Below are 21,834 nucleotides of genomic sequence, written 5' to 3'. Positions count from 1 at the left end.
GGAACGGTCGGTCAGGCGTCGAAGACCTCGTTGACCAGCTGCTGCTGCTCCGCCTGGTGGCGCTTGGCCGAGCCGACCGCCGGGGAGGAGGAGTGCGGACGCGAGATCCGGCGCAGGCGCTCGCCCGCCGGGATGTCCGCGCCGACCGCCAGGTCGAGGTGGTCGATCAGGTTGAGCGCGATGAACGGCCAGGCACCCTGGTTCGCCGGCTCCTCCTGGGCCCACAGGTACTTCTCGGCGTTCGGGTACTTGGCGATCTCGGCCTGGAGCTCGGCACCCGGCAGCGGGTACAGGCGCTCCAGACGGATGATCGCCGTGTCCGTGACGCCGCGCTTCTGACGCTCGGCCTCCAGGTCGTAGTAGACCTTGCCCGCGCAGAAGACGACCTTGCGGACGGCGGCCGGGTCGACCGACCCGTCGCCGATCACCGGGCGGAAGCCGCCGGTGGTGAACTCCTCCACCGTGGACGCCGCGGCCTTCAGGCGCAGCATCGACTTCGGGGTGAAGACGATGAGCGGCTTGTGGTGCGGGTTGTGCACCTGCCAGCGCAGGAGGTGGAAGTAGTTCGACGGCAGCGTCGGCATGGCGACCGTCATGTTGTCCTGGGCGCACATCTGGAGGAAGCGCTCCGGGCGCGCGGACGAGTGGTCCGGGCCCTGGCCCTCGTAGCCGTGCGGCAGGAGCAGCGTGACGCCGGAGGTCTGGCCCCACTTCTGCTCGGCGGAGGAGATGAACTCGTCGACGACGGTCTGCGCGCCGTTGACGAAGTCGCCGAACTGGGCCTCCCAGATGACCAGGGCGTCCGGGCGGGCCAGCGAGTAGCCGTACTCGAAGCCCATCGCCGCGTACTCGCTGAGCAGCGAGTCGTAGACGTTGTAGTGGGCCTGGTCCTCGGTCAGGTAGAGCAGCGGGGTGTAGTCCTCGCCGGTCTCCTGGTCCACCAGGACCGCGTGGCGCTGGCCGAAGGTGCCGCGGCGGGAGTCCTGGCCGGAGAGCCGGACCGGGGTGCCCTCCATCAGCAGGGAGCCGATGGCGAGGGTCTCGCCGAAGCCCCAGTCGATGGTGCCGTCGTCGATGGAGGCGGCGCGGCGCTGCATCTGCGGCAGCAGACGCGGGTGGACCTTGATCCGGTCCGGGACGTTGACCTGGGACTCGGCGATCCGCTTCACGACCTCCTGGGAGACCGCGGTGGTGACGGCGACCGGGAACTCGGCCTGGGCGTCCGGGACGTGCACCGAGGACGGCGTGGCGGTGGTGGCCTCGCGGACCTCCGCGAACACCTTCTCCAGCTGGCCCTGGAAGTCCTGGAGCGACTGCTCCGCCTCTTCCAGGGTGATGTCGCCGCGACCGATGAGCGACTCGGTGTACAGCTTGCGCACCGAACGCTTCTTGTCGATCAGGTTGTACATCTGCGGGTTGGTGAACGAGGGGTTGTCGCCCTCGTTGTGACCGCGGCGGCGGTAGCAGATGAGGTCGATCACGACGTCCTTGTTGAACGTCTGGCGGAACTCGAAGGCGAGCCGCGCGACGCGGACCACGGCCTCCGGGTCGTCGCCGTTCACGTGGAAGATCGGCGCCTCGATCATGCGGGCCACGTCGGTCGCGTACATCGAGGAACGCGAGGACTCCGGGGCGGCGGTGAAGCCGACCTGGTTGTTGATGACGACGTGGACCGTGCCGCCGGTGCGGTAGCCCCGCAGCTGCGACATGTTCAGCGTCTCGGCGACGACGCCCTGGCCGGCGAAGGCCGCGTCGCCGTGGAGGGCGATCGGCAGGACGGTGAAGTCCGTGCCGCCCTTGTTGATGACGTCCTGCTTGGCGCGGACGACGCCCTCCAGGACCGGGTCGACCGCCTCCAGGTGCGAGGGGTTGGCGGTGAGCGAGACCTTGATCTGCTCGCCGTCCAGGCCGGTGAAGGTGCCCTCGGCGCCCAGGTGGTACTTCACGTCGCCGGAGCCGTGCATCGACTTCGGGTCGAGGTTGCCCTCGAACTCGCGGAAGATCTGCGCGTACGACTTGCCGACGATGTTCGCCAGGACGTTCAGCCGGCCGCGGTGGGCCATGCCGATGACGACCTCGTCGAGGCGCGACTCGGCGGCCGAGTCGATGACCGCGTCGAGCAGCGGGATGACGGACTCGCCGCCCTCCAGGGAGAAGCGCTTCTGGCCGACGTACTTCGTCTGCAGGAAGGTCTCGAACGCCTCGGCCGCGTTCAGGCGGCGCAGGATGCGCAGCTGCTCCTCGCGCTCCACGCGGGAGTGCGGACGCTCGACGCGGTCCTGGATCCACTTGCGCTGCTTGGGGTCCTGGATGTGCATGAACTCGACGCCGGTGGTGCGGCAGTACGAGTCGCGCAGCACGCCGAGGATGTCGCGGAGCTTCATCATCGACTTGCCGGCGAAGCCGCCGACCGCGAACTCGCGCTCCAGGTCCCACAGGGTGAGGCCGTGCTCGGTGATGTCCAGGTCGGGGTGCTTGCGCTGCTTGTACTCCAGCGGGTCGGTGTCGGCCATGACGTGGCCGCGGACCCGGTAGGAGTGGATCAGCTCGAAGACGCGCGCGGCCTTGGTGACGTCGTCGTCGTGCGAGGCGTCGATGTCCTTGAGCCAGCGGACCGGCTCGTAGGGGATGCGCAGGGCCTTGAAGATCTCGTCGTAGAAACCCTCCTCGCCGAGGAGGAGGTTCGCGACGATCCGCAGGAACTCGCCGGAGGCGGCGCCCTGGATGACCCGGTGGTCGTAGGTCGAGGTCAGGGTCATGACCTTCGAGATGCCCAGCTTGTTCAGGGTGTCCTGGGAGGTGCCCTGGAACTCGGCCGGGTAGTCCATCGAGCCGACGCCCATGATGACCGACTGACCGGGCATCAGGCGCGGCACGGAGTGGACGGTGCCGAGGCCGCCGGGGTTGGTCAGGGAGACCGTGACGCCGGAGAAGTCCTCCATCGTCAGCTTGCCCACGCGGGCGCGCTTGACGATGTCCTCGTACGCCTGCCAGAACTCGAAGAAGTTGAGCGTCTCGGCCTTCTTGATGCCCGCGACGACGAGCTGGCGGTCGCCGTTGGGCTTGACCAGGTCGATCGCGAGGCCGAAGTTGACGTGCTCCGGCTTGACCAGGGTCGGCTTGCCGTCCTTCTCCGCGAAGGAGTGGTTCATCGACGGCATGGCCTTGATGGCCTGCACCATCGCGTAGCCGATGAGGTGGGTGAAGGAGATCTTCCCGCCCCGGGCGCGCTTCAGGTGGTTGTTGATCACGATCCGGTTGTCGAAGAGCAGCTTCACCGGGACGGCGCGGACGGACGTGGCCGTCGGCACCTCCAGGGAGGCGTTCATGTTCTTCGCGACCGCGGCGGCGGGGCCGCGCAGCGTGATCAGCTCGGGACCGGCCGGCGCCTCGGCGGCCGGGGCGGCCGCGGGCTTGGCGGCCGCGGGCTTGGCCGGGGCCTGCTTCACCGTGGCGGGGGCCGGAGCGGGGGCCGCGGCGGGCTTGGCGGCCGGAGCCGGAGCCTGGGCGGGAGCGGGCACGGAGGCCGGAGCGGCAGGCGCGGCCTGTGCGGGGCCCCCCTGCGGCGCGGCGGGCGTGCTCTGCGTGGTGGGCGCCGGGGCGGTCGGGGTCTCCGACGCTCCGGGCTTGTAGTCGGCGAAGAAGTCCCACCAGGCACGATCGACCGAATTCGGGTCCTGGAGGTACTGCTGGTAGATCTCGTCGACGAGCCACTCATTGGCACCGAAGGCGGTCGCAGGGTTCTGGCCCTGCCCGCCTTGGTCGGTCGGGGAGCTCGGGGTACTGGGGGACTGAGACGACACGGCGGCAACCGCCCTCTTCCGCTTCACAAGGTGATGGACAGCGGAAATAAAGGCTACGCCTGTCCGGCCGGGAGGTGCAGGCCGGGCACTCCAACGTCGCGCAAGTCACACTTGACGAGGTGTTTCGGAGCCCTGAATGGCGGGAAACAACCGTGGTTTCGCGCGTGTCAGGGTACGGGAAAGCGCGAGCGCGGCCCCCTTCGACCGCACCCCTGTTCACGTCCTGCCCACGTACACGCAGAACGTGCCCTTCCGGTTCGAACCCTACGTCAATCTCTCGGTGGTCGACTGCCCGGAAGAGTGACTCTGATGCGGCAGCCGCGTGATGATTCGGCCACACCGATCCCGCCGCCGTGCAGATCCACCGCCCAGCGCGCGATCGCGAGCCCGAGCCCCGTCCCGCCGTCGCTGCCGGGCCCCTGCCGGCGCGACGCCGAGCCCCGGTTGAACCGCTGGAAGACCTTGTGCCGCTCCGCCTCGGGGATGCCGGGGCCCTCGTCCTCGACCTCCAGCTCCAGCGAGTCCGGACACGGGCCGCGCCGGGCCCGCACCGTGACCCGGCCGTGCGGCGGCGAGTGCTTCACCGCGTTGTCGATCAGGTTCGCCATGACCTGGTGCAGCCGCTCCACGTCCGCGTGGGCGACCAGATCGGTCGGCGAGACGTCCAGGTGCAGGTGGACGTCCGTGCGGTTGTGCAGCCCGGAGGTGGACGACAGGCCGCGCTGGGAGGCGGCCAGGTTCGCCTCCCGCAGCACCCCCGACAGGTACGGCCAGACCTCGAAGCGGGTCGTCCGCAGGGCGACGACACCGTTGTCGAGGCGGGACAGGTCGAGCAGCGTCTCCACCAGGCGGCCCAGCCGTTCGGTCTGTTTCAGGGCCGACCGCATCGTCTCCGGATCGGCCTCGGACACGCCGTCCACGACGTTCTCCAGGACGGCCCGGAGCGCGGCGATCGGGGTCCGCAGCTCGTGCGAGACGTTGGCCACCAGCTCCTTGCGGTGCCGGTCCACGGCCTCCAGGTCGTCCGCCATGCGGTTGATGGTGGAGGCGAGGTCGCCCAGCTCGTCCCGGCGGTCGGCGCCCCGCACCCGGCGCGAGAGGTCGCCGCGCGAGATCGCGCCCGCCACCGTGTTCATCTCGTCCAGCGGCGCCGTCAGGGACTGGGCCACGAACTGGGTGATCAGCAGGGTCGCGATCATCGCGAAGACCGTGATGTAGCGGAACTCGGTGGAGGTGCGGATCGCCACCAGGGCGAGGCCGGAGGTCAGCAGGACCGCCCCGACGACCAGCGCGCCCAGCTTGGTCTTGATCGAGACCGTGATCCTGCGGACCCGCCGCCCGCCACCCGGCTCCTCCGCCCGGTGCGACGCCTCCGCCCCTCTCGGCCCCTCCGGCCCGCGCCGGCTCACTGCGCCGGGGTCTCCAGCGCGTAACCGACGCCGTGGACCGTGCGGATGCGCTCGGCCCCGATCTTCCGGCGCAGCGCCTTGATGTGGCTGTCCACGGTCCGGGTGCCCGACGCGTCCGCCCAGTCCCACACCTCGGCGAGCAGCTGCTCGCGGGAGAGGACCGCGCGGGGGGTGCTCGCCAGACAGACGAGGAGGTCGAACTCGGTCGGGGTCAGGTGCACGTCCTCCGTCCGGACCCTGACCCGCCGCTGGGCGTGGTCGATCTCCAGCTCGCCCAGGCGCAGGATGCCGCCGCGCGGGGCGACCGCCGCGAGCGCGGCCCGCTCGACCCGGCGCAGCAGCACGTGCACCCGGGCGGCCAGCTCGCGCATCGAGAACGGCTTGGTCATGTAGTCGTCCGCGCCGACCCCGAGCCCGACCAGCATGTCGGTCTCGTCGTCGCGGGCGGTCAGCATGAGGACGGGCACGGGCCGCTGCGCCTGGACCCTGCGGCACACCTCCAGGCCGTCGAAGCCGGGCAGCATCACGTCCAGGACCATCAGGTCGGGCTGCCAGCTCTCGGCCGCCTCCACGGCGGCCGGGCCGTCGGCCGCGGTCTGGACGAGGAAGCCCTCGGCGCGCAGCCGGGCGGAGATCGCCTCCACTATCGTCGTGTCGTCCTCGACCACCAGGACGCGCCGCTGGGGCCCCGGAGTGGCCGCCGCACCGTGGTGAGTGGTGTGTGTCTGCTCCATTGCCCCGCCTCGCGTCGCCGATGTCGGTGAAGCAGCCTAGAGGTACCGGGGGCGTCCCGGCCATCCGGGCGTCAGGCGGGACGGACCGCGAGGTGGACCGCGTCCGGGACGCCCCGGGCAACGGGTACCTCTTCCGTCCGTACCCCGCTGAAACCGGCATTCCGCAAGGTTCCTTCGAAATCACCGGAGGGTCGCGCGGACCACACGGCGAGGATTCCGCCGGGGGCGAGGCGGGCCGCGCACACCGCCAACCCCTCGGCGGAGTACAGGGATCGGTTGTCCTCGGTCACCGTCCAGTCGGGGCCGTTGTCGATGTCCAGGCAGAGGGCGTCGTAGGTGTCGGTGGAGTGGTGGAGGTGGTCCACGAGGTCCGTGTGCAGGATCACGGTCCGGGGATCGGCGAGCGCGGCCCCGGAGATCGCGGCGAGCGGGCCCCGCCGGTGCCAGTCGATGATGGCCCCCTCGCGCTCGACGACCGTGATCCGGCCCCAGCGCGGGTCGGCGGTGGCGTGGGCGAGGGAGAAGCCGACGCCGAGGCCGCCGACGAGGACGGAGGCGCCGGCCCTGCGCTCCTCGGGCAGGGCGTCGAGGGCCGCGTCGATCAGGAGCCGCTCGGAGCGCCCGTCGGAGGTGTCCATCAGGAAGGTGCCGTTGGCGATGATCTCGTAGTGCTCGTCGCGGCGCCGCAGGACGACCTCTCCGTGGGGTCCTTCGCGGCGGTCGAGGGTCACGGGGCTGGGCATCGTCGGTCACTCCGCTCTCGTCGTCGGGCCGTCCCGCCGCCGTGGCGGACGGTCCGGGCCATCCTGGCCGGACACCCGCGACCGGGCCAAACCCGTTGACGGGAACGGGTGGTGGAGGTCCGCGCCCCTTCCCCGCCGAGGCCCTCCCGGAACCCCTCGACCCGGGCCCGGGTCGGCGCCCCGCACTCCCGGGCCGGGCCCGTGCCGGACGCCTCGGAGGGGACGTCCCGGAGCGGAACGCGGGGAGCGGCCCCCGGGCCGTCGCACACGGACCCGGGGGCCGCTCACGTCCTCGCGGTCCCGCTCCTCACGTGGGGGTACCGCCGCTCACGGGCTCGTCGGCGGGCCGCCTCCCGGAAGGGCGGCGAAGACGCGCCGGAGGGCGGGCGGGCGGTCGCCGTCGTCCGCGACGACGAGGCGGTGGCGGTACGTCACCCGGTACTGGAAGCCGTCGGCGACCGGCCTGCCGGTCGGCCGCGCCGGGACGAGGGCGTACGCGGGGTCCTCCAGGGCCGCGCGCAGCTCGGCGGTCTCGGCGGGGGTCTGCCGGCCGGTCCGGGGCGGCTTGGTGCCGGAGAGGACGGTCCAGCCGCCGTCCTGGCGCACGACGAGCTGGTTGCGCACGCCGGCGAAGCCGCCGGTGACGACCACCTCGACCAGGACCCGGCCCGGCCGGGAGTCGGACGGCGGGGCGCCCGGCTCCGTCGTGGCGCCGGGCGTGCCCGGGGTGTCCGACGTTCCTGACGTGCCCGGCGTGCTCGACGTGCCCGCCGGACCGGGCGATCCCGGCCCGGGAGGGGACCCGGAGCCGCAGCCGGTCGCGCCGCCCACCAGGACCGCCGCCAGCAGCAGGGCCCCGCACCACGTTCCCCGTACGCCTCGTCTCATGGGAGGAGCATGCCCCCGGGCGCGCCCGTCCGCAGCCGGAGCGCCCGGTTCCGCCCACCTGGCCGATCGGTCCGCCGGGGCGGCCCTCCCGTCGGGTGCCCTCCTCCCTCCGGACGGTTCCGGCGAGCGGTCCCCGGTGCTCCCGGCCCGGCGAGCCGGGCCGTCGGGGGAGGGGGCCGCCCGGCCGCCCGCGCCGGTGCGATGGCCGTCATGCCCCTCGAGGCATGACGCCGAGCGGAGGCGACGCGCGCCCCCGTTCGTTCGCTCGGAGCGAACAAAGTGCCGGGAACATCTCCGGGCTCACGAGCATTGAGTCAGTACAGCTCAACTTCACTGCCGAAAGGGAGATCATGGCTTCTGAGTCCATGGCGTCCGTGCCGCTCACTCTGCCCGTGCTGCCGCTCGACGACGAGGTCGTGCTGCCCGGAATGGTGGTGCCGCTGGACCTGTCCGACAGCGAGGTACGGGCCGCCGTCGAGGCCGCCCAGGCCGCCGCGCGTCCCGGGGAGGGGAAGCCGCGGGTGCTCCTCGTGCCCCGCGTCGACGGCACCTACGCCGGGACCGGCGTGCTCGGCACCGTCGAGCAGGTCGGACGCCTGTCGGACGGCGACCCCGGCGCGCTCGTGCGCGGTCGCGGCCGCGTCCGCATCGGTGCCGGTACGACCGGTCCCGGCGCCGCCCTGTGGGTCGAGGGGACCGTCGTCGAGGAGACCCTGCCTGACCCGCTGCCCGGCGCCGTGACCGAGCTGGTCAAGGAGTACAAGGCGCTGGCCACCAGCTGGCTCAAGAAGCGCGGCGCCTGGCAGGTCGTGGACCGGGTCCAGCAGATCGAGGGCGTCGGCGCCCTCGCCGACAACTCCGGGTACTCGCCCTTCCTCACCGTCGCGCAGCGGGTCGAGCTCCTGGAGACCGCCGACCCGGTCGCCCGTCTCCGCCTCGCCACCGCCCAGCTCCGCGAGCACCTCGCCGAGCAGGACGTCGCCGAGACCATCGCCAAGGACGTCCAGGAGGGCGTCGACAAGCAGCAGCGCGAGTTCCTGCTCCGCCGCCAGCTCGAAGCCGTCCGCAAGGAGCTGCGCGAGCTCAACGGCGAGTCGGAGGGCGACGAGTCCGACGACTACCGCGCCCGCGTGGAGGCCGCCGACCTGCCCGAGAAGGTGCGGGAGGCCGCCCTCAAGGAGGTCGAGAAGCTGGAGCGGGCCAGCGACCAGTCCCCCGAGGGCTCGTGGATCCGCACCTGGCTCGACACCGTCCTCGAACTGCCCTGGAACGAGCGCACCGAGGACCGGTACGACATCAGGGGCGCCCGCGAGGTCCTGGACGCCGAGCACGCGGGCCTGGACGACGTGAAGGAGCGGATCACCGAGTACCTGGCGGTGCGCAAGCGGCGCGCCGAGCGCGGGCTCGGTGTGGTCGGCGGGCGCCGCGGCGGGGCCGTCCTGGCCCTCGTCGGTCCGCCCGGCGTCGGCAAGACCTCCCTCGGCGAGTCGGTCGCGCACGCGATGGGCCGCGAGTTCGTCCGCGTCGCCCTCGGCGGCGTGCGGGACGAGGCGGAGATCCGCGGCCACCGCCGCACCTACGTCGGCGCCCTGCCCGGCCGGATCGTCCGCGCCATCAAGGAGGCCGGGTCCATGAACCCGGTGGTCCTCCTGGACGAGATCGACAAGGTCGGCTCCGACTTCCGCGGCGACCCCGCGGCGGCCCTCCTCGAAGTCCTCGACCCGGCGCAGAACCACACCTTCCGCGACCACTACCTGGAGGTCGAGCTCGACCTCTCCGACGTGGTCTTCCTGGCCACCGCGAACGTCCTGGAGTCCATTCCGGAGGCCCTGCTCGACCGGATGGAGCTGGTGAGGCTCGACGGCTACACCGAGGACGAGAAGATCGTCATCGCCCGCGACCACCTGCTGCCCCGGCAGCTGGAGCGGGCCGGTCTGGAACCCGGCGAGGTCGTCCTCGAAGAGGCGTCCCTGCGGAAGCTGGCCGGCGAGTACACCCGCGAGGCGGGCGTCCGCACCCTGGAGCGGTCCGTCTCCCGGCTGCTGCGGAAGGTCGCGGCCCAGCACGAACTGGGCAGCCGCGAACTGCCGTTCACGATCCGGCCGGAGGACCTGCGGGAGCTGATCGGGCGTCCGCACCACGTCCCGGAGTCGGCACAGGACCCGGCGGAGCGCCGGACGTCCGTGCCGGGCGTCGCCACCGGGCTCGCGGTGACCGGCGCGGGCGGCGACGTCCTCTTCGTGGAGGCGTCCCTGGCCGACCCGGAGACCGGCGCCGCCGGCCTCACCCTCACCGGACAGCTGGGCGACGTGATGAAGGAGTCGGCGCAGATCGCGCTCTCCTTCCTCCGCTCGCACGGCGCGGAGCTGGAACTGCCCGTCACCGGTCTCAAGGACCGGGGCGTGCACATCCACTTCCCGGCGGGCGCGGTCCCCAAGGACGGCCCGAGCGCGGGCATCACCATGACGACCGCCCTCGCCTCCCTGCTGAGCGGCCGGCTCGTCCGCACGGACGTGGCCATGACCGGCGAGGTCTCCCTCACCGGCCGGGTCCTCCCGATCGGCGGCGTGAAGCAGAAGCTGCTCGCCGCGCACCGGGCGGGCATCACGACGGTCGTGATCCCCAAGCGGAACGAGGCCGACCTGGACGACGTCCCGGCCGAGGTCCTGGAGAAGCTGGAGGTCCACCCGGTGACGGACGTCCGGCAGGTCCTGGAGATCGCCCTCGCCCCGGCGGAGGTGCCGGTGGGCGTGGCTGCCTGATCCCGGCCGCGGCCCTCCCGTCGCGCGTCCTTCCCCGCGGTGAGCGGGGTGTTCCCTCCGGGGGCACCCCGCTCCGGCGTGCCCGGGGCCGTTCCGGACACCGGTTCCCGGTGTCCGTCCGTGCTGTCATGCTCGTACCCATGAACGAAGACGCCTTCTGGGCCCTCATCGACGAGCTGAGCCGCCGCCCCGGTCACCGGGACGAGCAGCTGGACTGGCTGGAGGGGGAATTGACGCGGCGCCCGGCCGCCGGGGCCGTGGCGTTCCAGGTGCGCCTGGAGAGGGCGTGCGACGCCGCCGGCACGCGTGCGGTGCGGGCCGCGGCGGACAGGATCGAGGGCGGCCTCTGCACCGACGACGGCTTCCACTACTTCACGCTCTGGCTGGTGGGCCAGGGCCGGAAGGTGTACGAGTCGGTGCTCGCCGACCCGGACGCGCTGGCCGACGTGCCCGGCGTGCGGGCCCTCGTGGGACGGCACCACCAGGAGTGGGGCGACGACGAGTGGCCCGAGTGGGAGGAGCTCGACTACGTCGCCCAGGACGCGTACGACGAGCTGACCGGCCGGACGGACGACGACGGGGAGGCGTTCCTCGACGCCGTCGAGGAGGCGGCCGGGATCGTCGACGAGGAGGAGGGGGAGGCGGAGGAGGACGAGGAGCGCGGGGCGTTCCGGCCGGAGGGACGGGCCCTGCCCCGGCTCACCGCCCTCTTCCCGCCCGGTCCGTCCGCCTCCTGAGGCGTGCCCGGCCGCGTTCCCCGGCGCCGGGGAACGCGGCCGGGCACGGGGAACGCCGCGCGGGCGCACGGCCCGCCGTACGTGAGGGGCTCAACCGTTCGCGAGCGCCTGCACGCGCGAGAGGTCCCCGTTGAAGTGGTTGTGGTCGCCGACCGTCGGGCCGGACGAGGTGTACTGCCACATCGTGTAGTACAGCCACCCCGCCGGGAGTTCGCCCACCGTCGACGCGTACCGCGCGATCCACAGCGGGTTGGCCGCGGCGAAGCCGGAGTAGTTGCCGGTGCACTGGGTCCACCAGCTCGTCGCCGTGTAGATGACGGCGTCCCGTCCGGTGCGGGCCTTGTACCGGCCCAGGAAGTCGCGGATCCAGGCCACCATCCCGGCCTGGGTCTTGCCGTAGCAGGCCGCGCCGTACGGGTTCCACTCGATGTCGAGCACGCCCGGCAGGGTCTTGCCGTCCTTCGACCAGCCGCCGCCGTTGTTGACGAAGTAGTCGGCCTGGGCCGCGCCGGTCGTCGTGTCCGGGGTGGCGAAGTGGTACGAGCCCCGGATCATGCCGATGTTGTACGAGCCGTTGTACTGCTGCGTGAAGTAGGTGTTCTTGTAGTAGGTGCCCTCCGTCGCCTTGACGTAGGCCCATCGGACGCCGCTGTTCCACAGCGTGGACCAGGCGACGTTCCCCTGGTGGCCGGAGACGTCCACGCCTTCTGTCTGGACGGCCTGGACGGCCTGGACGGACGTGCCGGCGGGCGCGCCGTCGCGCCCGTCGTGTGCGAGGACGCCCATGCCCATGCTCGCGGTGCCGCGGGCGGGGACCCGCCGGGCGTCCGGGTCGGGGGCGGCCCCGGCGGAGCCCGCGAGGGGGGCGAGGAGGGCGAGTGCCGCGAGGGCGGCGCCGATGAGGGTCGTTCCGGATCTGTGCACACGCATCGCGTGCCTCCGAAAGGCTCGTGGGGAGACGGCAGGGGAGGACAAGTCCTGGTGTGGACATGTCATGGGGGGTGCCGGGAACGACGCTACGCACGTAGAACCGCTCGTGGAAGGGGAGCCGGTCACCGCCGTTGGTCTACGCCTGCGAAATACTGAAAGAGCTGCGGAAACGGCCGCGCCCGGAAGAAACTTTCAGCGGCCGGAAAGCGGCCGGTGCGGCGACGGCGCGCCACAGAGGACACGCGGAAGGTGCTGACGTGCGCGAAAGCGGAACGGGAAGTGAAGGCGGGCCCGCCCCGGCGGCCGTGGACCGGGAGTTCCTGGCCCTCGAACGCGAACTCGCGGTCTTCCTGCGCCGCGCCCGTGCCCAGTCGGGCGAGATGGCCCGTGAGGTCCACCCCGAACTGGAACCCGCCGCCTACGGCCTCTTCGTCCGCCTCGACGACGCCGGACCCCAGCGGGCCACCGAACTCGCCGGGTACTTCGGCGTCGGCAAGGCGACCATGAGCCGCCAGCTGCGCGCCCTCGAAGACCTCGGACTCGTCGCCCGCGACCCCGACCCCGCCGACGGCCGCGCCTCGCTCGTCCGCCTCACCGAGGAGGGCCGCAACCGCTTCCGCCGCGTCCGCGATGCCCGGCGCGAACGCTACGTCCGCAAGCTCGCGGACTGGGACCGCGCCGAGGTCGCCGAACTGGCCCGGCTCCTGAACCACTTCAACGTGCGCGCGGAGGGCTGAGGGCGGGACGGCGTGCGGACCGGTTCCTCCCCGGGGTGGCGCCGGGAGCCGGGGCCGACCCGGGGCCGGGGGACCCGGACCGCCGCCGCCCGCCCGCGCGCCGGGGGGGCTCCCCGTACGCCGCGGGCCCGCCTCACGCCAGGATCCCCCGTACGCCGCGGGCCCCCTCACGCCAAGGTCCCCCCGTACGCCGCGAGTTCCACGTACGCCGCCGTCGCGTCGTCGTGCGTCTTCCGGCGCCGCACGCCGCCCGCCCGCGCCTCCTCGGCCTCCCGCTCCCGCACCCGGCGGAGCAGGCCGAGCGGACCCTCCGTCCGCAGGATCCCGAAGCAGTCCGTCCAGTCGCCCTCGCCGAACAGGTCCACCCAGCGGCTCGCCCCGTCCGTGAGGGCCGCCAGGGCCCGCACCCCCGCGCGCGGGGTCGTCCCGGTCACCGCGAGGTCCGCGACCGCGGGATCGGCCGCCGCCGTGAAGAAACCGCCCTCCCGGTTCCGCAGCCGGTCCGTCGCCGTCACGGAGCGCAGCACCTCGGCCGGCACCCGGTCGAGCCGGTCGTCGAGCACCGCCCGCACCGTCCCGTCCGGCCGCTCCAGGAGGAGCACCGAATCGGAGAGGACGAGGTGTTCGACCACCGCCCCGTCCCAGCGGACCAGCACGACGGTTGCCTGAGGCGTCCTTACGTGAGAAAGGTCACAGGTGCCCCCGTGGGCCTCCGCGGTGCGCCGGATTGCCCGCGAGAGAATCTCGGACAGGGGCACGTCGGGACGGGAAGCGGACAGTTCGGTCAAAGCCCCGCCGAGGCGGGCGGTGAACCACGGCACGGTGTGCACACAACCGTCATCACCGGCGGGCGGCGTGACGCCGTCGAGCAGGACGAGCGTCCCCCCGGCCCCCGACGCGGGCAGGGCGGTGGCCACCCAGTCCTCGTTGGGGCGTTCGGGACTGCCGGGAAAAGAGGCGACGTCGCTGCGCATGGCGCCCAGTCTGCCCGCCCCGGCGCGCTCCTTCACGGAACCTGCAAATGACGGAAAATGGCCTGTACCAGAGGCGGGGGAGCGGTGTGCGGAGCGGAACGGAAGGTTCTGCGGACCTGCGGGCGGGCATCCTGCCAAAGGCCGCCCGGAAGATCCAACCGGGGGCCGTCGGAGGCCCCCGGGGACCGTCCGGAGGAGTTGTTCGCCAACTCGGGAGTGTTGTTCACTCGTTCGGGTGGCGGAGCGGCCGATGCCCGCCCCCTTCCCGAAAGCGCTGGAATGGTCGGAAGCCGTAACAGGGGTGGGGGCGCTCCATGTGACCGGCCGTCACCTCTGCTTTGTGGGTGGACGAGTCAAGAATGCGAGCACCGGTGCAGATGAAGCGGCCTCGGAGCAAGAACGGCGCGCAGGGCCGGATCCCCGGCACACCGCCGTCCCCGAACGGCGCCGCCGAGGCACCCGCGGGGGGCTCCGCCGAGCCCGTCGCCGGTCCTTCCGCGCCGCCCGACCCGGCAGGACCCGCGGGCCGCTCCAAGCGCGTCCGCAACCGCCTCGTCGCCGGGGTCGCCCTCGTGGGCGTCGCCGTCCTCGCCGCCGGCGCCCCCGCGATCCTCACCGCCTCCGCCGAGCTGACCGACTCCCAGCGCCTGGTCACCCTCGCCGAACTCGACCGGCAGGCCGTCACCCTCGCCCACTCGCTCGCCGACGAGCGTGACGAGGTCGTCGCGTACATCGCCGCGGGCCGTGACGCCCAGACCGGCGAGACCAGGAAGAAGCGCCAGGTCACCAGCGTGCGCTCCACCCGGGTCGACCGGCAGATCGACGAGATCCGCCCCACCGCCTCCCCCGAGCTCCGCCGCGACCTCGCCGGGGTCCCCTCCCTGCGCCGTGCCGCCCTCACCGGCAAGGGCACGGCCCTGGAGGCCCACAAGGCGTACTCCGACGTCGTCGACAAGCTCCTGGCCCTCGCCGACGAGCTGGCCGACCGCACCCCGGCCCGCGCCGCCGACACCACGCTCACCGGGGCCACCCGCGCCCCCGCCGCCCTCGGCCGCGCCGTCGAGCAGGCGTCCGCCACCCGCGGCCTGCTCGTCGCCGCCCTCTCCGTGCCGCAGCCCGCGCCCACCGGCGAGACCCGCTACGACCCCACGACCGGCACCGACGTGCCCGAGGAACCGGCGGGCGCGGCGGAGGCCGACCGGGCCCGCGACCGCCTCACCGCCGCGGCCCAGCAGGCGCGCGTCCGCGAACTCGCCGCCCTCGGCGACTTCGACCAGGCCGCCGGCTCCGCCGCCCGCGACTCCCTCGCCGGCACCGTCGCCGGCCCCGACGTCAAGAACGCCGAACGGTCGCTCGCCTCCCTCACCGACCAGCCCCGGCTGACCACCGCCGAGCGCAGGACCGACCCGGCCGCCCTGGAGGCCACCCTCTCCGCCCGCGTCGAGCAGATGCGCGGCGTCGAGTCCACCCTCGCCGCCCAGCGGGTCGAACGCCTCGCCGCGCTCCGCGACGACGACGTCACCGCCCTGGAGCTGCGCCTCGCCCTCCTCGGCGGCTGCCTCCTCTTCGCCGTCGGCGTCTCCACCTACGTCGCCCGCTCCCTCACCCGGCCGCTCGCCGCGCTGCGCATCGGCGCCGCCCGGCTCGCCGCCGCCCCCGCGCCGCACACCGAGGAACCGGTCCGCTTCACCGGACGCAACGACGAGTTCGCCCAGGCCGTCCGCTCCCTCAACACCCTGCACGCCCGGCTCTCGGACCTCGCCGCGCACACCGACCGCCTCGCCGACGAGCGGGCGGGCCTGGCCGCCGCCAAGGAGACCCTGGCCGCCGACCTCGCCGCCCAGCGCGCCGAACTCCAGGGCCGGGTCGCCCTCCTCACCGCCGACCTCGAACGGCTCCGCGACTCCGTCGGGCACACCTTCGTCAACCTCTCCCTGCGCAACCTCGGCCTGGTCGAGCGGCAGCTCGGCGTCATCGAGAAGCTGGAGGAGCGCGAGCAGGACCCGGACCGCCTCGGCACCCTCTTCAAGCTCGACCACATGGCGACCGTCATGCGCCGCCACAGCGAGAACCTCCTCGTCCTCGCCGGCCACGAGCACGTCCACGGCCACGCCGGGCCCGTCCCGCTGGTCGACGTGCTGCGCGCCGCCGTCAGCGAGATCGAGCGGTACGAGCGGGTCACCATCCAGTCCCTGCCGCCGCACACCCAGGTCGCCGGCTTCGCCGCGGACGACCTGAGCCACCTGATCGCGGAACTCCTGGAGAACGCGACCTCCTTCTCGCCGCCCGACGCCGAGGTCCAGCTCTCCGGCTGGCTCCTGGAGACCGGCGAGGTGATGCTCTCCGTGCAGGACACGGGCATCGGCATGACCCCCACCCGCTCCGCCGAGCTGAACGCGCGCCTGGCCGGGGCCGACCCGGAGGCGTTCGAGGGCGAAGGACTCGGCATGCGGGTCGTCTCCCTGCTCGCCGCCCGCCACGGCATCCGCGTCGAACTGCGCGAGCAGCAGCCGGGCGGCACGACGGCCGTCGTGGTCCTGCCGCCGTCCCTGCTGCCCACCGCACCGCCCGCGGCCGTCCCGGAGCCCGTACGGGCCGGGGGCACGGCTCCCGCGCTCCAGCTGCCCGGCTCGGTCGCGGAGGCCAACTCCAACACCCTGCCGTCCCGTACCCGCGACCCCCTCGTGGAAGCGGCGGAGCGGTCGCTCTCGGAGGCGGAGCGGGAGCGGACCCCGCAGCCCGCTCCGGAGGAGGCGCACGCCCCGGAGGCCGCGCCCCGGAACCACTCCATCCCTCTCGGCGAGTCCCTCTCCGAGACCACCCTCCAGGTCCGGCTGCCCCCTCCGCAGCCGGAGCCGGACGCCCACGAGCGCGCGGCCGAGCAGGCCACCGCTCCCGAAGCCCCGGCGGCGGCCCGGCCCACCGCACCGCCGGCCGGCGGTGCGCCCGTCCCGGCCCCGACAGCCGATGTACCGGCCCCGACCGCCGACGTACCGGCCCCGACCGCCGACGCCCCGGAACCGGCCCCCGGCGGCCCGGCCCGGGACCAGCACGTCTCCGACCGGCCCGTTCCCGACCGGACCGCCCCCGACCAGGCCGTCCCCGGCCCGCGCCCCGCGCAGTGGGAGCGGGTCACCGACAAGGGCCTGCCCAAGCGCACCCCCCAGGTGGTGCGCCAGGCCGGTCCCGCCACCACCCCCCGCAAGGGCGGCGTGGACGCCGAGGCCCTGCGCCGCAGGCTCGGCGGCTTCCACCGGGGAGCGGAGGCCGGGCGCCGCGACGTCGAGGCGGAGGTGGGCACGGGACGGACGGAGAACGCACCACCCGCACGTACAGAGGAGAAGACGGGGGACACAGTCGAGGAGGCACGCAGTTGACCGCGACGGGAACGTTCGGACTGAGTACGGAAGCCCGCAACCTGCAATGGCTGCTGGGGAATCTGGTCGAGGAGGTGCCGGGGGTCCGGTCGGTGGCCGTCGTCTCCTCGGACGGCCTCATGCTGCTCTCGTCGGACCCGGCCACCGGGCAGGGCGCCACGGCCGAGGAAGGGGCCGGCCGCTCCGGGGGGCCGCGCGGCTCCAGCGCCGACCTGGCCACCATCGTCTCCGGCATCGGCAGCCTCACCATCGGCGCCGCCCGCCTGATGGACGGCGGCGGCGTCAAGCAGACCATGGTGGCGATGGACGGGGGCAGCGTCTTCGTCATGTCGATCAGCGACGGCTCCCTGCTCGGCGTGCACGCCGAGCCCGACTGCGACATGAGCGTCGTGGCGTACCACATGGCGCTCTTCGTGGGCCGCGCCGGTCACGTCCTCACCCCCGAAGTCCGCAGCGAGCTGCGCAAGTCGATGGAGAGCGCCCAGTGACGTCCGTTTCCTCGGTTTCCGCGGCCCGCTCCTCCTTCAAGCTGCCGGTACGGGGAGACGGGCGCCGCCCCGCGCGCGTGCGTCCCTACTCGCTGACCGGCGGCCGTACCCGCTTCGGCCACGTCCTGCTGGTCGAGACCTTCGTGGCGGCGCTCGAAGCGCCCGCCGCGCGCAAGGTCCTGACGGACGGCGGGCCCGGCGCCCGCGGTCTGATGCCGGAGATGCGGGCCATCGTCGAGATCTGCCGCCGGATGCGGACGGTCGCGGAGATCTCGGCGCTCCTGAAGATGCCTCTGGGGGTCGTCCGGGTCCTCCTCAGCGACCTGGCCGACCAGGGAAAGATCCGTGTGTACGGGACCGGTCACGACACCGGCCGGCCCGACCGCGCGCTCCTCGAAAGGGTGCTGAGTGGACTCCGTCGTCTCTGACGCCTCCGCCGTCTCCGAATCGCCGGCGGTCACCGGCGTCCCCGCGCAGCCCCAGGCCGCCCCGACCGGACGGACGGCCCCGGAGGCGTCCGTCCCCGACGCGGTCCCCGAGGACGGCGCGCAGGACTGGCAGCTCGACCACACCCGGGCCCCGATCGCGACGAAGATCGTGGTCGCGGGCGGCTTCGGCGTGGGCAAGACCACCTTCGTCCGCGCGGTCTCGGAGATCACCCCGCTCCAGACCGAGGCCCTGATGACCCGGGCGAGCGAGGACACCGACGACCTCACCGCCACGCCGGACAAGCTCACCACCACGGTGGCGATGGACTTCGGCCGGATCACGCTCGACAACGACCTGGTGCTCTACGTCTTCGGCACGCCGGGACAGCAGCGCTTCTGGTTCATGTGGGACGACCTGGTGCGCGGCGCGATCGGCGCGGTCGTGCTCGCCGACACCCGGCGGCTCACCGACTGCTTCCCGGCCCTCGACTACTTCGAGAGCTGCGGCCTCCCGTACGTCGTGGCGGTCAACCACTTCGAGGGCAGCGAGCTGTTCGAGGCGGAGGACGTCAGGGAGGCGCTGACCGTGCCCCCGCACGTCCCCGTGGTGATCATGGACGCGCGCAAGCGCTACAGCGTCGTCGAGACCCTGCTCGCCATGGTCGCGCACGCGCTCGAAGCCACCCCCGAGTAACCCCCCGTCACGCCAGGAGCACCACCCATGCGGAAGATACTCATAGTCGGGGCCGGACAGTCCGGCCTCCAGCTCGCCCTCGGCCTCCAGTCGCGGGGGTACGAGGTCACCCTCATGTCGAACCGGACGGCGGACGAGGTCCGTTCCGGCCGGGTCATGTCCACCCAGTGCATGTTCGACACCGCCCTCCAGCACGAGCGGGACCTCGGGCTCAACTTCTGGGAGACCCAGGCCCCCCGGATCGAGGGCCTCGGCGTCTCCGTCGCCGCCCCCGACTCCACCCGCGCGATCGACTGGGTCGGCCGCCTCCGCGGGTTCGCCCAGTCCGTCGACCAGCGGGTGAAGATGGCCGGCTGGATGGAGACCTTCGCCCAGCGCGGCGGCCAGCTCGTCATCCACGGCGCGGCCGTCGGGGACCTCGACTACTTCTCCCGCAACTACGACCTGGTGCTCGTCGCGGCCGGCAAGGGCGAGCTGGTCTCCATGTTCGAGCGGGACGCCTCCCGTTCCCCGTACGCCGAGCCGCAGCGGGCGCTCGCCGTCGCGTACGTCCACGGCCTCGGGCCCCGCCCCGAGCACCCCGACTTCGACGCGGTTCGCTGCAACGTCGTCCCGGGCGTCGGCGAGCTGTTCGTCATGCCGACCCTGACGACCGGCGGCCGGGCCGACATCCTCTTCTGGGAGGGCGTCCCGGGCGGCCCGCTCGACGTCTTCAAGGGCGTCAAGGACCCCTCCGAGCACCTGGCGCTGACGCTGGAGCTGATGGAGCGGTTCACGCCGTGGGAGTACGCGCGCGCCACGAAGGTCGAACTGACCGACGCGGGCGGCACCCTCGCCGGCCGGTACGCGCCGACCGTCCGCAACCCGGTCGGCCGGCTCCCCGGCGGCGGCCTGGTCCTCGGCGTCGCGGACGTCGTGGTCGCCAACGACCCGGTCACCGGCCAGGGCTCCAACTCGGCCTCCAAGTGCGCGGCCGCGTACCTCGCCGCGATCGTCGAGCGCGGCGAGGAGCCCTTCGACGAGGAGTGGATGCGCTCCGCCTTCGACCGCTACTGGCAGACGGCGCGGCACGTCACCAAGTGGACGAACGCGATGCTGGCCCCGCCGCCGGAGCACGTCCTGAACCTGCTCGGCGCGGCCGGACAGCTCCAGCCGGTCGCGGACCGCTTCGCCAACGGCTTCGACGACCCGTCCGACTTCGAGAACTTCTTCTTCGACCCGGAGAAGGCGGACGCGTACCTGGCCTCGGTCGCCGGGAGCTGACGGAGGAACGGACCGGGCCGCCGCCACGACCGGTTTTCGGCGGTCGTGGCGGCGGCCCGGTCCGTTCGGCCGTGCGGGCATGTCCTTCGACCGGGCGCGTCACCCCCGGTCGAAGCCCGCGTCCCCGCCGTCCTTCGCGCCCTCCGGCAGCTCGGGCGGGACGTACGAGGTCAAGGCGGTGCCGTCCGGGTCCGGACGCACGGCGCCGAGCAGCGGGTTCGCCGCGACGGGGGAGACCTTCACCTTCGCGCCGGGGCGCGGCGCCTGCACCACCAGGCCCCCGCCGAGGTAGAGCGCCACGTGCGTGGCGCCCGGGAAGTAGACCACCAGGTCCCCGGGCCGCAGCTCCGGCAGCGGCACCCGGGGGAGCGTCGCCCACTGCTCCTGGCTGGTCCGGGGGATCTCCCGGCCCGCCGCCGCCCACGCCCGCTGCGTCAGCCCCGAGCAGTCGTACGCGTCCGGTCCCTCGGCCCCCCACTCGTACGGCTTGCCGAGCTGTTCCACCGCGAACCGCAGGGCCTCCGCGCCCGCCCGGGACGGGGTGCGGCGGCCGTCCAGGACCCCGGAGCCGAGCAGTTCGCGCTGCGCGCCGGCGGTCTGCGCGCGCTCCAGCTCGGTGAGCCGGGTGAGCTGTCCCCGCGAGAGCCCGGCCAGCAGCTTCTCGACCTCCGCCAGCCTCGTCCGCACCTCGTCGCGCCGGGTCCGCCGCTCGGCCGCGAGGCGCTGTTGCCGGCCGAGGGCCTCGCGGGAGGCGCCGGCGAGGGCGTCGGCCTGCTTGGCGGCCCCTTCGAGCCGGGAGACGACGGTGGCCCGGCTCCGTCCGGCGCGGGCCACCAGCCTTCCCCGGTCCAGGGCCGACCCGGGGTCCGGCGCGAAGAGCACCTCCAGGTACGAGGAGAGCTCCGTCCTCCCCCGGTACTGCTCCCGGGCGATCCGCCCGGCCTCGGCCCGGCCCCGGGCGAGGTCGGCCCGCGCGGCGGCGAGCCGGGCCGTGACCTCGCGCGTGTCCGAGGTCTGGCGCTTCAGCGCCTCCTCGGCGGCGTTGTACCGCTCGGTGGCCTCCTCCGCCTGCCGGTAGAGCGTGCGCAGCCGGGTGAGAAGGGTGGCGACCGAGGTGCCGCCGGAGGGCGGGAGCGCGGCGGCGTCGTCGGGGGGGAGCGTTTCGTTGGAACCTGCGGAACCGGCGGGGCGGGCCGGAGCGACCGGGTCGGTGGCGTCCGGGGCGCTCGCGGTGTCCGGGGCGTCCGCCGGCTCCGTCGTGACCGGTGCTCCGGTGTCCTGGGGGGTCCCCGGGGACGTGACCGGGTCCACCGGCCCCACCGGTTCGAGCGCCGGGTCCGCCCAGGCGATCGGGGCCTCCATCGGAGGCTCCACGGGCGGGTCCACCGGCCGCCCGGCCGCCGGGGCCGTCCCCGCGAGCGCCGTCACCGCGGCGAGCGCTCCCGTACAGACCGTGCGCAGCAGCCTTCCTGACACGTCACCACCTCCAGGGGGATGATGACGGTTCATTCCATGCGATTACCGTACGGATGGGGGCGCGTCCGGCGTCCTCACCCGGTCGGCCCCGTCCCTTCCGCCCCGCCGTCCGGCTTCGACCACGGCCACTTCAGCTCGCGCCGCTCGCGTCCTCCGGGGGCGTACACGTAGACCCAGCCGCGCCGGAGTCCGAGCCGCTTCGTGTGACCGGCGGGCTCGCGCAGGTACGCGTACACCCTCGGCGGGTGTCCGTCGTGCGCCGGGACCGGGACCTCGTACCACTTCGGCGGGTGGCCGGTCGGGCCGAGCAGGATCGGCAGGACCCGGCCGTCCAGGGGCCCGCCGCGGAAGGGGGTGTTCTCGCTTCTCACCCCTCCAGTCTCCCCCGCCG

At 73.5% G+C, this 21,834-nt stretch carries 17 protein-coding genes; 8 read left to right on the top strand and 9 right to left on the bottom strand.

Annotated features, from left to right (window positions below; translation table 11 throughout):
- Positions 1-11: 11 nt before the first annotated feature.
- The 5 genes from ACFYZY_RS25125 to ACFYZY_RS25105 all read right to left on the bottom strand — a co-directional run bounded on the left by ACFYZY_RS25125 (position 12) and on the right by ACFYZY_RS25105 (position 7,577).
- Positions 12-3,803, bottom strand: a complete 3,792-nt coding sequence (locus ACFYZY_RS25125) for a multifunctional oxoglutarate decarboxylase/oxoglutarate dehydrogenase thiamine pyrophosphate-binding subunit/dihydrolipoyllysine-residue succinyltransferase subunit (RefSeq protein WP_388698142.1) — start codon at positions 3,801-3,803, stop codon at positions 12-14.
- Between the two features lie 269 nt (positions 3,804-4,072).
- A complete protein-coding gene (locus ACFYZY_RS25120; protein ID WP_388698140.1) occupies positions 4,073-5,212 on the bottom strand; it encodes a sensor histidine kinase in 1,140 nt (379 codons plus the stop codon).
- Entirely contained in the window at positions 5,209-5,946 is a 738-nt protein-coding gene (locus ACFYZY_RS25115) for a response regulator transcription factor (protein WP_388698137.1), read from the bottom strand. The genes ACFYZY_RS25120 and ACFYZY_RS25115 overlap by 4 nt, the downstream gene beginning before the upstream one ends.
- A gap of 71 nt (positions 5,947-6,017) precedes the next feature.
- Positions 6,018-6,689 carry a spermidine synthase gene (locus ACFYZY_RS25110; RefSeq protein ID WP_388698134.1) on the bottom strand — a complete coding sequence of 224 codons (672 nt, stop codon included), beginning with the start codon at positions 6,687-6,689 and terminating at the stop codon, positions 6,018-6,020.
- 327 nt (positions 6,690-7,016) lie between these two features.
- Positions 7,017-7,577, bottom strand: a complete 561-nt coding sequence (locus ACFYZY_RS25105; protein ID WP_388698132.1) for a hypothetical protein — start codon at positions 7,575-7,577, stop codon at positions 7,017-7,019.
- Between the two features lie 350 nt (positions 7,578-7,927).
- Between ACFYZY_RS25105 and lon the strand changes: the two genes are divergently transcribed.
- Both lon and ACFYZY_RS25095 read left to right on the top strand, forming a co-directional pair.
- On the top strand, positions 7,928-10,339 hold the full coding sequence (lon, locus tag ACFYZY_RS25100; RefSeq protein WP_388698130.1) for an endopeptidase La: 2,412 nt from the start codon (positions 7,928-7,930) through the stop codon (positions 10,337-10,339).
- 140 nt (positions 10,340-10,479) lie between these two features.
- On the top strand, positions 10,480-11,076 hold the full coding sequence (locus ACFYZY_RS25095; protein ID WP_388698128.1) for a DUF4240 domain-containing protein: 597 nt from the start codon (positions 10,480-10,482) through the stop codon (positions 11,074-11,076).
- Positions 11,077-11,166: 90 nt separating this feature from the next.
- Here the strand turns inward: ACFYZY_RS25095 and ACFYZY_RS25090 are convergent, their stop codons facing one another.
- Positions 11,167-12,006 carry a lysozyme gene (locus ACFYZY_RS25090; RefSeq protein WP_388698126.1) on the bottom strand — a complete coding sequence of 280 codons (840 nt, stop codon included), beginning with the start codon at positions 12,004-12,006 and terminating at the stop codon, positions 11,167-11,169.
- Positions 12,007-12,263: 257 nt separating this feature from the next.
- Here ACFYZY_RS25090 and ACFYZY_RS25085 point away from each other — a divergent pair, with 257 nt between their 5' ends.
- Entirely contained in the window at positions 12,264-12,743 is a 480-nt protein-coding gene (locus ACFYZY_RS25085) for a MarR family winged helix-turn-helix transcriptional regulator (protein WP_388698124.1), read from the top strand.
- A 167-nt stretch (positions 12,744-12,910) separates the two neighbouring features.
- Here ACFYZY_RS25085 and ACFYZY_RS25080 read toward each other — a convergent pair whose 3' ends face one another.
- On the bottom strand, positions 12,911-13,717 hold the full coding sequence (locus ACFYZY_RS25080) for a hypothetical protein (protein ID WP_388698121.1): 807 nt from the start codon (positions 13,715-13,717) through the stop codon (positions 12,911-12,913).
- Positions 13,718-14,076: 359 nt separating this feature from the next.
- Here ACFYZY_RS25080 and ACFYZY_RS25075 point away from each other — a divergent pair, with 359 nt between their 5' ends.
- The 5 genes from ACFYZY_RS25075 to ACFYZY_RS25055 are packed head-to-tail and all read left to right on the top strand — an operon-like array spanning position 14,077 to position 19,967.
- A complete protein-coding gene (locus ACFYZY_RS25075) occupies positions 14,077-17,094 on the top strand; it encodes a nitrate- and nitrite sensing domain-containing protein (protein ID WP_388698119.1) in 3,018 nt (1,005 codons plus the stop codon).
- Positions 17,091-17,582: a roadblock/LC7 domain-containing protein gene (locus tag ACFYZY_RS25070; RefSeq protein WP_388698116.1), complete on the top strand. Its 492-nt coding sequence runs from the start codon at positions 17,091-17,093 to the stop codon at positions 17,580-17,582. Before ACFYZY_RS25075 ends, ACFYZY_RS25070 begins: the two co-directional genes overlap by 4 nt.
- Entirely contained in the window at positions 17,579-18,010 is a 432-nt protein-coding gene (locus ACFYZY_RS25065; RefSeq protein ID WP_388698113.1) for a DUF742 domain-containing protein, read from the top strand. The genes ACFYZY_RS25070 and ACFYZY_RS25065 overlap by 4 nt, the downstream gene beginning before the upstream one ends.
- A complete protein-coding gene (locus ACFYZY_RS25060; RefSeq protein ID WP_388698110.1) occupies positions 17,991-18,704 on the top strand; it encodes an ATP/GTP-binding protein in 714 nt (237 codons plus the stop codon). Before ACFYZY_RS25065 ends, ACFYZY_RS25060 begins: the two co-directional genes overlap by 20 nt.
- A gap of 27 nt (positions 18,705-18,731) precedes the next feature.
- Positions 18,732-19,967, top strand: coding sequence for a styrene monooxygenase/indole monooxygenase family protein (locus ACFYZY_RS25055; protein WP_388698108.1), 1,236 nt, complete (start codon positions 18,732-18,734; stop codon positions 19,965-19,967).
- A 99-nt stretch (positions 19,968-20,066) separates the two neighbouring features.
- Here the strand turns inward: ACFYZY_RS25055 and ACFYZY_RS25050 are convergent, their stop codons facing one another.
- A complete protein-coding gene (locus tag ACFYZY_RS25050) occupies positions 20,067-21,443 on the bottom strand; it encodes an NlpC/P60 family protein (protein ID WP_388698106.1) in 1,377 nt (458 codons plus the stop codon).
- Positions 21,444-21,517: 74 nt separating this feature from the next.
- The gene (locus ACFYZY_RS25045; protein WP_388698103.1) at positions 21,518-21,814 is read right to left on the bottom strand and encodes a hypothetical protein; all 297 of its coding nucleotides are present in this window, start codon (positions 21,812-21,814) and stop codon (positions 21,518-21,520) included.
- Positions 21,815-21,834 lie beyond the last annotated feature (20 nt).

This window comes from Streptomyces sp. NPDC001744 (assembly GCF_042892575.1).
Classification (GTDB): Bacteria; Actinomycetota; Actinomycetes; order Streptomycetales; family Streptomycetaceae; genus Streptomyces.
Note: the sequence above shows the minus strand (reverse complement) of the source record. Positions and strands in the feature narration are given on the sequence as shown.